The sequence below is a fragment of the Streptomyces echinatus genome (genome assembly GCF_014203595.1).
GTDB lineage: Bacteria > Actinomycetota > Actinomycetes > Streptomycetales > Streptomycetaceae > Streptomyces > Streptomyces echinatus.
The window spans coordinates 40,127-52,030 of sequence record NZ_JACHJK010000021.1 but is presented as its reverse complement, the minus strand read 5'-3'; the positions used below and the strand labels follow the sequence as shown (position 1 = coordinate 52,030).

The 11,904-nt window shown below is 73.7% G+C and carries 5 protein-coding genes; all 5 read left to right on the top strand.

Annotated elements, in window-relative coordinates; genetic code table 11:
• Positions 1-126: 126 nt before the first annotated feature.
• Positions 127-873 carry a thioesterase II family protein gene (locus FHS34_RS37430; protein ID WP_184974072.1) on the top strand — a complete coding sequence of 249 codons (747 nt, stop codon included), beginning with the start codon at positions 127-129 and terminating at the stop codon, positions 871-873.
• Positions 874-880: 7 nt separating this feature from the next.
• Entirely contained in the window at positions 881-1,915 is a 1,035-nt protein-coding gene (locus tag FHS34_RS37425; protein ID WP_184974070.1) for an isocitrate/isopropylmalate dehydrogenase family protein, read from the top strand.
• Between the two features lie 228 nt (positions 1,916-2,143).
• Entirely contained in the window at positions 2,144-3,520 is a 1,377-nt protein-coding gene (locus FHS34_RS37420) for an FAD-dependent oxidoreductase (protein ID WP_184974068.1), read from the top strand.
• Entirely contained in the window at positions 3,511-3,849 is a 339-nt protein-coding gene (locus FHS34_RS37415; RefSeq protein ID WP_184974066.1) for an antibiotic biosynthesis monooxygenase family protein, read from the top strand. The genes FHS34_RS37420 and FHS34_RS37415 overlap by 10 nt, the downstream gene beginning before the upstream one ends.
• Positions 3,850-4,100: 251 nt before the next feature.
• Complete coding sequence (locus FHS34_RS37410; RefSeq protein ID WP_225817804.1) at positions 4,101-11,897, top strand: non-ribosomal peptide synthetase; 7,797 nt, start codon at positions 4,101-4,103, stop codon at positions 11,895-11,897.
• The last annotated feature ends 7 nt before the right edge of the window (positions 11,898-11,904 follow it).

The window sequence follows — 11,904 nt, the reverse complement described above, 5'->3', positions numbered from 1 at the left end:
ATCGTCAGCGCCGCGATGCACCGCGCCGCGATCTCTTGCCGAGATCTGTCGCGGGCCCCGCGAATCCGCGACGAGTGGAAAACATGGTGCGGACGGAAGCGACGGCCGAGCGGAAAGGCGGCGAGGATGAGCCGGATACGGGAACGCGGCTGGGTGCGGTCGATGACCGCCGGTGACCCCCTCGGTGTTCGGGTGGTGTGCTTCCCGCACTCGGGGGGCTCGGCGATCACCTTCGGCGAGTGGTCCACCGCGGTGCCGCCCGGTGTGTCGCTGATGGCCGTTCAGTACCCGGGCCGCGGCGACCGCTTCGCAGAGCCGCCCGTGGACGACGTGGTCGCGATGGCCGGCTGCGCGGCGGCGGAGCTGCTGCGGTTGCCGCCGGGCGATCACGTGCTGTTCGGGCACAGCCTGGGCGCCCTGGTCGCCTACGAGACCGCCCTGCTGCTGCGGGATGCCGGCGAGGAGCCCCTGGCGCTCTGCGTGTCCGCCGCCCTGCCGCCCGGAAGCATGAACAACAGGGAGGTCCACCTGGCGCCCGACGACGAGTTCTGGGCGACCCTGTGCGCGCTGGGCGGCATCGAACCCGCGGTCGCCGAGAACGCCGAGCTGCGTGACCTCCTGCTGCCCGTCATCCGCTCCGACCTGCGGGCCCACGCGACCTATCGGCCCCGCCCCGGCACCCGTCCGCTGTCCTGCCCGGTGCGGTGTTACCACGGCGAGGGCGACCCGCTGGTGGAGCAGGCCCAGCTGGCGGGCTGGGCGAGCGTCACCTCCGGCGGCTTCACCGGGACCGTGCGGCCGGGCGGGCACTTCCACGTGACGACCGACGTCGAGGAACTCGTCGCGGACGTGCTGAGCCAGGGCCGGAAGTGAGGCGGCCTTGACCACCATCGCCGTGATCCCCGGTGACGGCATCGGCCCCGAGGTCATCGGGCCGGCGTTGGACGTCCTCGACGCGCTCGGCCTCGGGGTGCGGACGGACGTCCTGGACCACGTCAACGCGGAGACCTACCTGCGCACCGGAACCGCGCTGACCGGAGCCGACCTCGACCGGATCCGGTCCAGCGAGGCGGCGCTCCTCGGCGCGGTCGGGGATCCCCGGCTCAGCGACACCGCGTACGTGCGCGGCGTCCTCACCACCCTGCGGCTCGAACTCGACCTCTACGTCAACTACCGGCCCGCCAGACTCTGGCACGACAGGCTCAGCCCGCTGCGCGACCCGGCCCGCCGGGCGATCGACTGCGTGATCGTCAGGGAGAACACCGAGGGGCTCTACAGCGGCATCGGCGGCGGAACGCGCACCGGGACCCCGCACGAGATCGCCATCGACGTGGACCTCAGCACCCGCCAAGGCGTCGCACGGGTCCTGGAGTTCGCCTTCTCCGTGGCGCGCAGGTCGGTGTGCCTCGTCGACAAGGCCAACGCCGTCCGCAACGGCGGCCAACTGTGGCAGCGGTGCTGGAGCGAGGCGGTCGCACGGCACCCGGACGTGGAGGCGTCCCACCTCTACGTGGACACCGCCGCCCTGCGCCTGGCCACCGATCCGACCGCCTTTGACGTCATCGTCACCAACAACTCCTACGGGGACATCCTGAGCGACCTCACGGCCGCGCTCGCCGGCGGCCTCGGCGTGGCGGCCTCGGCGAATCTCAACCCCGTGACCGGACGCGCGCTCTTCGAGCCCGTGCACGGCAGCGCCCCGGACATCGCGGGCACCGGCGTCGCCAACCCGTTCGGCGCGATCCTCTCCGTGGCCCTGCTGGTCGAGCACCTGGGCCGGACCGAGGAGGCGGACGCGGTGCGCCGGGCGGTCGCCGCGGCCGTGGCGGCGGGCCGCGTCACCCCCGACCTCGGCGGAACCCTGAGCACGAAGGAGGTGGGCACCGTGGTCCTGACGGAACTGCGGCGGCCTTAGGGCCTGTCGTCCGGATCAGGCCGGGCTCGCGGGCCCTGGCACCGTGCCTCGCCGCGTTGTCGTCGGTCGCTGTGGCCCCGCCATGGCGCCCGCCTCCGCCGTGCGACGCACGGCACCGGGCCCCGCTTTCTGATCCGGCCCGATCCCGACGAAGGACCCTGGCGAGGCGCGGACGCGGACACGACCGCGGAACCGCGGGCGGAGCAACGGACGAGGGGCGGAGACGGCATGAACGGGAACGGCACGGACCGCACGGACGGGAACCCGGAGACCGTCATCGTGGGGGCCGGTCTGGTGGGCGCGGTCACGGCTCTCTACCTCGCGCCCCGCTACGGACCGGTCACCCTGCTGGAGAAGCGGGCGGACCCCAGGCGGGAGCCCGGTGGACAAGGCCGGTCACTCGTTGTGATGCTGTCGGCGCGCGGCTGGCGCGCCCTGTCGGACCTGGGCCTCGCGGACGACGTACGCCGGATATGCGTCCCGCTGCACGCACGCTGCGGGCATCTGCCCGACGGCCGGACGCGGATGACCCCCTACGGCCGGGACGGACAGCCCATCTGGGCGGTGGAGCGCCGGCGGCTGCACCACATGCTGCTGGACGCCGCCGAGGCGACCCCCGGCGTGCGCATCCGCTTCGGGCAGCGCGTGCGCTCGGTGGACCTGGACGAACCCGCGGTGCTGGTGGAGGACCGGCACGGCACGCACCGGCTGACGTGCCGCCGGATCCTCGGCTGCGACGGCGCGCACTCCGCGGCCCGGGCCGCCCTGGAGGCGCGCGGCGCCCGGGCCGAGGTGCGCACGCTGGACCTGGCCTACCAGGAGATCGACGTACCGGCCGGCCGGCTGGACCCGACCATCACGCACTTCTGGCCCACCGGGAAGGCGATGTTCGCCGCGCACCCCCTGCCGTCAGGGAAGCTCTCGGGATCCTTGTTCATGCGCCTCGACGGCCCCGCCCCGTCCTACGCGGCGGCCCGCGGCGGCCAGGACCTGCCCGAGATGTTCACCGCCCTCTTCCCCGAACTGACCGGGATCATCCCCGACATCGCGGAACAGCTCGCCGCCAAGGCCGTCTCGACTCTCACGGCCGTCCGCTGCGACCGATGGGTCTGGCGCGACACCTTCGCACTGCTCGGTGACTCCTGTCATGCGATGGCGCCCTTCATGGGGCACGGCATGAACTGCGGCTTCGAGGACGCCCGGGTCCTCGTCGACTGCCTCGACGCCGCCGCGGACGGGGCGGCCGGCCTGGCCGCCTACGAGAAGTCGCGGACCGAGGACGCCGACGCGATCTCCCTGCTGTCCTACCGGCACTACTTCACCATGGCCAACCCACCTCGCGAGCAGACCGCTGAGGAGGTGCTGCGCGGGCGGCTGACCGCCCTCTTCCCCGACCGGTTCGTTCCGCTGTACGAGCGGTGCGCCTTCACCGAGGAGAGCTACGCCTCCATACTCCGCGACGACCAGCGTCTGGACCGGCTCGTGGCGGATCTGCTGGCCCGGCACGGCACCGAACTGGTCTCGGCACCGGACGACCGGCTGCGCGCCTGCACCCCTTCCCCCATCTCGACCACAGCAACACTGGAGGACCCCGGATGTTCGTGATCCTGTTCAAGTCGCGCCTGTCCGAGCAGGCCGGCGAGGACTACTACGCCACCGAGGAGCGGATGCAGGAACGGGTCCGCGCCATCGCCGGGTCCGACCCGGTGGAGGTCAAGCACTACACCGGGGAGGACGGTGAACGCCTCGCCGTCATGATGTGGGAGGACGAGGAGACGCTGGACAAGTGGCGTTGCGACCCCGAGCACCAGGTGGCGCAGCGACTGGGCAGGAAACAGTGGTACTCCGCCTACGAGCTGACCGTCGCCGAGGTGGTCCGGACCAGCGCGCACGACCACGGAAGCCCGGCCGCGGCGGCCGAGGAGCCGCGCTAGCAGGCGACGGAGGACGGCCGTCGGAACGCGCGGACCGCGATCGAAAGACGTCCTGCGAGGGCGGTCGCCGCGGGCCGGACGGAGGCCGGCCCGAGTGGTCGGGCAGGGCTGAGCTGTTCCGGTGATGGCCAATTCCCTTTCGATCTCTGGCCAACATCTTTCATCCCGGTTGTTCAACCGCACGGGCCGCGACAAGCATCGGCACGGCGAGGGCCGTTGACCGGGAAACCACTTTTGCTGGGGGCATCTGGATGGGTTGTACCGGCGTCACATCCGCACAGGAAGCCATGTGGCTCGCGCAGGAATTCACTCCCGACGTACCGAACAACGTGGCCACTCTCTGGGACATCGACGGAGACCTGGACACCAGCCTGCTCGCCGCGGCCCTGCGGGCGGCGGTGGCGGAAGCAGACGCCCTGAAGGTGAACTTCCGCCGCGACGAGGACGGGCTGCGGGCGGTCGCCCGGGACCTCGGGGCGTGGGAGCCGTTCCGTCTCGACGTCGGTGATGCCGCCGACCCCGCCGACGCGGCCCGCACCGTCGTCGCCGATCTCGTGCGCCGGCCCTTCGACCTGACCGAGGACGCGCTGCTGCGGATCGGCTCGATCCGGCTGGGCCCCGAACGGCACCTGCTCGTGCTCGTCTTCCACCACATCCTCACCGACGCGTTCGGCGTTCTCACCCTGCTGTCCCAGCGGATCGCCGAGATCTACCGCGCGCTGCGCGCAGGCTCCCCGTCACCGGAGGGCGCCCCGAACCCGCCGGAGGACGCGGCGGCCAAGGACGCCGCCCACCGGGCGTCGGAGCGGTTCGCCGACGCCGAGCGGTTCTGGCGCGACTACCTCGCCGAGGATCTGCCCGCCGCCCGTCTGCCCGTCGGTGTCCGTCCGGGCGCCGACGCCCCCGCCGGCGAGCCCGGCCACTGGGACGGCCTCACCGCACCACAGGGGATGGCCACCCGCACCGCGACGGTCCCGGCCGCCGAACTCGCCGCCTGGGAACGCGCCTCCGCCGCGGCCGGGACCTCGGTGCCCGACCTGATCGCCTCGGCCGCCACCGCCTTCCTGGGGCACATGTGCGGACTGTCCGAGCCGCTGCTGACCATCACCGTCAACCACCGCGTCGGCGCGCTGCGCCGCTCCCTCGGCCTGCTCTCCAACCGGGTGCCGCTGCACTCGCGGGTGGACCCCGAGGCCGACTTCGTGGCACTCGCCGAGGAGCTCGGCCGGGCACGGCGCCGTGTCCTGCGGCACGCCCGGCACGACATATCCCTGATCAAACGGGCCACCGGCCACACCGCTGACGTGCGCAGCCCGTTCGGCGCCGTCGTCAACGTGCTCCCCTCCGTCGAGGCACTCGACCTGGCCGGCGCCACCGCCCACTTCGCCGGCGGCACCTTCGGCGTGATCGACGAGGTGATGGTCTGCGTCTACACCGACGGGAGGGCCGCCAGCGACCTGTACGTCCGGTTCGACGCGCCGCGGGCGGAGTACGACGACCAGGACATCGCCGGGCTCGCCGAGCGGTTCGTGACGTTCCTGCGTACGGCCCTCGCCGATCCGCACGCCCCGGTCGGGACCGTCTCCGCGCTGCACCCCGCCGAACGCCGCGCGCTGCTCACCGAGTACGCCGGTCCCACGGTGACCCCGCCGCCGGCGACCCTGACCGAACTGCTGGACCGACAGGCCCGCGCCACCCCGGACGCCGTCGCGGTGACCTTCGAGGACACCGGGGTGACCTACCGGGAACTGGCCGAGCGGTCCGGCCGGCTGGCCCGCCTGCTGACCGAGCGCGGCGCCGGGCCCGAGCGGTTCGTCGCCGTCGCGGTGCCCCGGTCCCTGGAACTGGTCGTCGCCCTGGTCGCGGTCCTCAGGGCGGGCGCCGCCTACGTCCCCGTCGATCCGGACTACCCGGCCGCACGGGTCGAGTTCATGCTCGCCGACGCCGCGCCCGCGCTGCTGCTGACGGTCAAGGACACCGCGGACCGGCTGCCCCGGACGGACGTCCCCGTGGTCATGGTCGACGACGCCCCGCTCACCGAGGGGCCCGTCACGTCCGCCGCGCACCGTCTCGACCACCCCGCGTACATGATCTACACGTCCGGATCGACCGGACGGCCCAAGGGCGCCGTCGTCACGCACGACGCGATCGTCAACAGGCTGCTGTGGATGCAGGACCGCTTCCGGCTCGACGGAACCGACCGGGTCCTGCAGAAGACGTCCGCCTCCTTCGACGTGTCCGTCTGGGAGTTCTTCTGGCCGCTGATCACCGGCGCCACCCTGGTCGTCGCCCGGCCGGACGGGCACCGCGACCCGGACTACCTCGCCGAGGTGATCCGGCGGGCCGGCGTCACGACGGCGCACTTCGTCCCGTCGATGCTGGCCGAGTTCGTCACCGAGGAGCGGGCTGCCGCGTGCACCGGTCTGCGCCGCGTCGTGTGCAGCGGAGAAGCACTGCCGGCCGAGCTGGCCGCGCGGTTCCACCGGACCTTCGGCGTGCCGCTGCACAACCTGTACGGGCCGACCGAGGCGGCCGTCGACGTCACCGAATGGCAGTACCGGCCCGGGGCGCGGACGATACCGATCGGCACCCCGATCTGGAACACCGCGCTCTACGTCCTCGACAGCCGGCTGCGACCGCTGCCGCCCGGCGTGTTTGGCGACCTCTACATCGCGGGCGCCGGACTCGCGCGGGGCTACCACGACCGCCGGGCCCTGACCGCGGAGCGCTTCGTGGCCTGTCCGTTCGGGGAACCCGGGCGGCGCATGTACCGGACCGGCGACCTGGCGCGCTGGAACGCCGACGGCGAGCTGGAGTTCGCCGGCCGCGCCGACCACCAGGTGAAGATCCGCGGCTTCCGGGTCGAGCCCCAGGAGATCGAGGACACGCTGACCGCCCACCCCGGAGTGCTCAGGGCGGCCGTCGTGGCCCGGGCCGGCCGAGCCGCGGACGGAGCCGCGCGGCTCGTCGCCTACGTCGTCCCGGTCACCTCGGGCGGCAGCGGCGGCACCGGCACCGACTGGGACCTGCACGCCGGTCTGGACATCGCCGAGCTGCGGGGCTTCGTCGCGGCCCGGCTGCCCGCCCACCTGGTGCCCGCCGCCTTCGTCGCGCTGGACCGGATGCCGTTGACCGCGAACGGCAAGCTGGACCGGGCCGGACTGCCCGAGCCGGAGGTCACCGGCCGTGCCCACCGGCCGCCCCGCACCGGTGACGAGAGCCTCCTGGCCGCGGCGTTCGCCGAGGTGCTCGGCCTGAGCCACATCGGGATCGACGACGACTTCTTCACTCTGGGCGGCGACAGCATCCGGGCGATCCAGGTGGTGGCCCGCGCCCGCGCCGGCGGTCTCGCGCTCAGCCCGCGCACCGTGTTCGAGTGCCGCACCGTCGCCGCGCTCGCGCAGGCCGCGACCCGCGACACCGCACCGCCGGCCCTCGCCGAACTCGAGGGCGGGGGCGTCGGCCTGCTGCCGCTGCCCCCCATGGCCCGGCTGTACGCCGAGCGAGGCCCCGGCCTTGACCGCCTCGCCCAGTGGCTGGTGCTGGAACTGCCCCCGGCCGTCGACCTCGCCGGCCTCACCGCGGCCCTGCGCGCCGTCCTCGACCGGCACGACGTCCTGCGCTCACGGCTGACGGACGACGGCCTGCTGGTGGAGCCACCCGGCACTGCGGACGCCGGCGCACTCGTCGACCGGGTCGACTGTCCGGGGGACTGGGACGGCGAGGCGTGGCAGACCCTGCTGCGCGCCGAGGCGGCCGAGGCCGTGCGGCACATCGACGCCCGGGCCGGGCGGATGCTCCGGCTGGTCTGGTTCCAGGGGGCCGCGGGCGGGCCCGGGCGGCTGCTGGTCGTGGCCCACCACCTGGTCGTCGACGGCATGTCCTGGCGGGTGCTGCTGCCCGACCTGGCCGCGGCCTGGCGCCAGGTCCAGGAAGGCCTGACCCCCGCGTTGCCGCAGGTGGGCACCTCCCTGCGGCGATGGCTGCACGCCCTGGCCGACGAGGCGGCCCGCCCCGGACGGGTGGCGGAGGTGTCGCTGTGGCGCGACCTGCTCGCGGCCCCCGTCGCACCCGTGGGCTCCCGGCCGCTCGACCCCGGACGGGACCTCACCTCCACCACGGACACCGTCCGGGTGGAACTCCCGGCCGACCTCACCGACGCGATCCTGACCTCCGTCCCCGCGGCCTACCGCAGCGGCGCCGACGACGTCCTGCTCACCGCCCTCGTCCTCGCGCTGGCCCGGGAACGGCGGGGGCTCACCGACGGCACGACGGTCGTACGGCTCGAAGGGCACGGCCGGCAGGAGGAACTGGTGCCGGGCGCGGACCTGTCCCGCACGGCCGGCTGGTTCACCACGGTCACCCCGGTGCGCCTCGACGTCTCGGGGATCGACGTGGAGGCCGCGATCACCGGCGGAGCCGCCGCCGCTGACGCCCTCAAGCGGGTGAAGGAGCAGCGGCGGGCCCTGCCCGACCAGGGCATCGGCTACACCCTGCTGCGCTACCTCAACGACGACACCGCCGCGCTGCTGAGCCCGTATCCGGCGGAGGACATCGGATTCAACTTCCTGGGCCGTTTCTCCTTCGAACGCCCGGAGCCGGCGCCCGGCCAGGACCCCGCCCACGGCCCCGGATGGACCCCGGCGCCCGAATGCGCCGAGCTGGTCGCCGCACCCGCCGCGGACATGCCGACGCCCAGCGCGCTCGAACTGAACGCCCTGGTGACCGGCACCGGCGACGACGCGCGCCTCACCGCCCTGTTCACCTTCGCCACCGGAGTGCTGACCGCCGACGAGGTCCGCGCCCTGTCCCGCACCTGGTGCGCCGCCCTGCGCGGACTGCGGAGCCTGGTCGCGTCCGGCGGACGGGGACTGACCCCGTCCGACGTCCCGCTGGTCACCGTCCGCCAGGAGGAACTGGACGGCTGGCAACGGCGCTTCGGGAGCGTCGGCGACGTATGGCCGCTCACGCCGTTGCAGGACGGGCTGCTGTATCACACGATGCTCGCGCAGAGCGCGTCCGAGGCGTACCAGACGCAGTTCGTGTTCCGGCTCGAAGGCGCACTGGACCCGGCGCGCCTGCGGGCCGCGGGCCAGGCCCTGCTCGACCGGCACCCGAACCTCCGGGTCGCGTTCCAGCCGAGCGCCACCGGTGAGCCCGTGCAGGTCGTCGTGGACGACGTCCCGCTGCCCTGGCGGCACCTCGACCTCACCGGCGAGGCCGACGCCGCCACGCGGCTGGAGGAGATCCTCGCCGAGGAGCGGGACACCCGCTTCCGCCCGGACAGCCCGCCGCTGCTGCGCCTGACCCTCGTCACGCTCGGCCCCCGGCACGCCGAACTGGCCCTCACCGCCCACCACGTGCTGCTCGACGGCTGGTCGGTGCCGCTCGTCGAGCGCGAGCTGATGGACCTCTACGAGGCCGACGGCGCCGCCATCGCACCGGCGCGCCCGCACGGCTACCGGGACTTCCTCAGCTGGCTGTCCCAGCAGGACACGGCACGCTCGGCCCGCGCGTGGGCCGAGGAGCTCAGCGGTGTGGCCGAGCCGACCCTGCTCGCGCCCACGACACCCGCGGACCGGCCGGCCGGCAGCGGCAGCGGACAGATCGATGTGCCGCTCACCGGCGAGGACGCCACCAGGCTGGCGCGCCGGGCCGCGGAGTGGGGCGTGACTGCCAACACCCTGGTGCAGGGCGCGTGGGCCGTGGTGCTCGCGCAGCTCACCGGCCGCGAGGAGGTGCTGTTCGGCGCCACGGTCGCGGGCCGGCCCTCCGGGCTGCCGGGCGCCGACACGACGATCGGCCTCTTCATCAACACGGTGCCCGTACGGGTGCGGTGTACGCCGGCCGACCCGGTTCCGGAGGTGCTCGGCCGGCTCCAGGACGCCCAGGCGCGACTGCTGGACCATCACCATCTGGGGCTCGCCGACATCCAGCGGGCGACCGGGCTGAACGCGCTGTTCGACACGCTGGTGGTGTTCGAGTCGTTCCCCGTCGACCGGTCCGGCCACTCGGCGGCGGGCGCGTCGGCGCACCCGGTGGTGACCGGTATCCGCCCGTACGCCCCGCCGCACTACCCGCTGACCGTGATCGCGGCGGCCGACCCGCTGCTGCGGATCTCCTTCCAGTACCGGCACCACGTCTTCGAGCGGGCCGCCGTGGAGGCGCTCGCCGACCGGCTGGTGCGGGTGCTGCGGCAGTTCGCCGCCGGTACGCGGACCACCGTCGGCGCGCTCGACGTGCTGTCCGACGCCGAGCGCGAACAGGTGCTGCACGGCTGGAACGACACCATGGTCCCGCCGCCCGAGCGCACCGTTCCCGACCTGCTCGCGGCGCGGGCCGCGGCGACGCCGGACACGGTCTGTGTCGAGTTCCGCGGGCACCGGCTGACCTATCGGGAGCTGGACGAGCGGGCCGGCCGGCTGGCGCACTGGCTGGCCGGGCAGGGCGTGGGCCCGGAGTCCCGGGTCGTGGTGCTGCTGCCCCGCTCGGCCGACCTGGTGGTGGCCCTGCTGGCCGTGTGGAAGGCCGGCGGCACGTATGTGCCGGTGGACCCGGAGTATCCGGCCGCCCGGGTGCGGGCCGTGGTGGAGAACAGCGCACCGGTGCTGGTCCTCGACGAGGAGCGACTGGCCGGGGTGGACCTGTCCGACCGGTCCCCCCACCCCGCCCACGGCCCGCGCGTTCCGGTCGGCGCCGACCATGCCGCCTACGTCATCTACACCTCCGGCTCCACCGGGACGCCCAAGGGCGTGGTGGTCCGCCACGGTGCGCTGGCGGTCCTGCTGACCGGTATGCAGGATCGATTCGCCTTGACGCCGGACGACCGGCTGCTGGCCTGCGCCACCATCGCGTTCGACATCGCCGCGCTGGAACTCTTCCTGCCCCTGCTCGCCGGCGCCCGGGTGGTACTGGCCGGCAAGGACGACATCACCCAGCCGACCGCACTGCTCGACCTCGTCGAACGGTCCGGCATCACCGTCATGCAGGCCACCCCCGCGCTCTGGCAGAGCCTGGTCACCCACGCACCGGCCTGCCTGACCGGGCTGCGGGTGATCTCCACCGGCGAGGCCCTGCCCCTGGCGCTCGCCGAAACCCTGTGCCGGCACGCCGCCGAGGTCACCAACCTCTACGGCCCGACCGAGACCACCGTCTACGCCACCGCCGCACGGCTGCTCCCCGGCCGCTCCGGCATGCCCCCCTCCGTCGGCGGCCCGGTCGCCGGCACCCGGATCCTCGTACTGGACCACGCGCTGCGCCCGGTGCCGCCCGGCGCTGCCGGTGACCTCTGGATCGCCGGCGAGGGCCTGGCCCGCGGCTACCACGACAGGCCGGGCATGACCGCGGAGCGGTTCGTGGCCTGCCCGTTCGGGCCACCCGGCGCGCTCATGTACCGCAGCGGGGATCTGGCCCGCTGGACGGTCACGGGTGAGGTGGAGTACCTCGGCCGCTCCGACCACCAGATCAAACTGCGCGGCTTCCGGATCGAGCCCGCCGAGGTCGAGCACACCCTGACCCGCCACCCCGCGGTCCGCCGGGCCGTCGTCATCGCCCGAGAGGACCGGCCGGGCGACCGCCGGCTGGTGGCGTACGTGGTCCCCGAGACCGACACCGAGACGCCCACCACGGAACTCCTGCGGGAGGCGGTGGGAGAGCGGCTGCCGGCCTATATGATCCCGGCCGCGTTCGTGACGCTCCCGGAACTGCCGCTCACCCCCAACGGCAAACTCGACCGTTCCGCCCTGCCCCGCCCGGAGTTCGGCGGGGACGAGTACCGGGCTCCCGACTCGCCCCGCGAGCAGACGCTGTGCGCGCTGTTCGCCGAGGTCCTGGGCGTCGAGCGGATCGGTCTCGACGACGACTTCTTCGTCCTGGGCGGCCATTCACTGCTGGCCACCAGGCTCGTGGCCCGGGTACGCGCCGAAATGGGCGTGGAAATCCCGATGCGCATCCTGTTCACCGCCCCGACCGTCGCCGAACTGACCGCACGCTGGAACGAGATGTCGGCCTCCACTCGAAAGCCGCTGCGGAGGATGACCGAAAGGTAGGAAACAC

What these genes read in the sequence shown, in the direction of transcription:
- FHS34_RS37415 (WP_184974066.1), top strand. Translation starts at nt 3,511, where the DNA reads ATGTTCGTGATCCTGTTCAAGTCGCGCCTGTCCGAGCAGGCCGGCGAG.
- FHS34_RS37420 (WP_184974068.1), top strand. Translation starts at nt 2,144, where the DNA reads ATGAACGGGAACGGCACGGACCGCACGGACGGGAACCCGGAGACCGTC.
- FHS34_RS37430 (WP_184974072.1), top strand. Translation starts at nt 127, where the DNA reads ATGAGCCGGATACGGGAACGCGGCTGGGTGCGGTCGATGACCGCCGGT.
- FHS34_RS37410 (WP_225817804.1), top strand. Translation starts at nt 4,101, where the DNA reads ATGGGTTGTACCGGCGTCACATCCGCACAGGAAGCCATGTGGCTCGCG.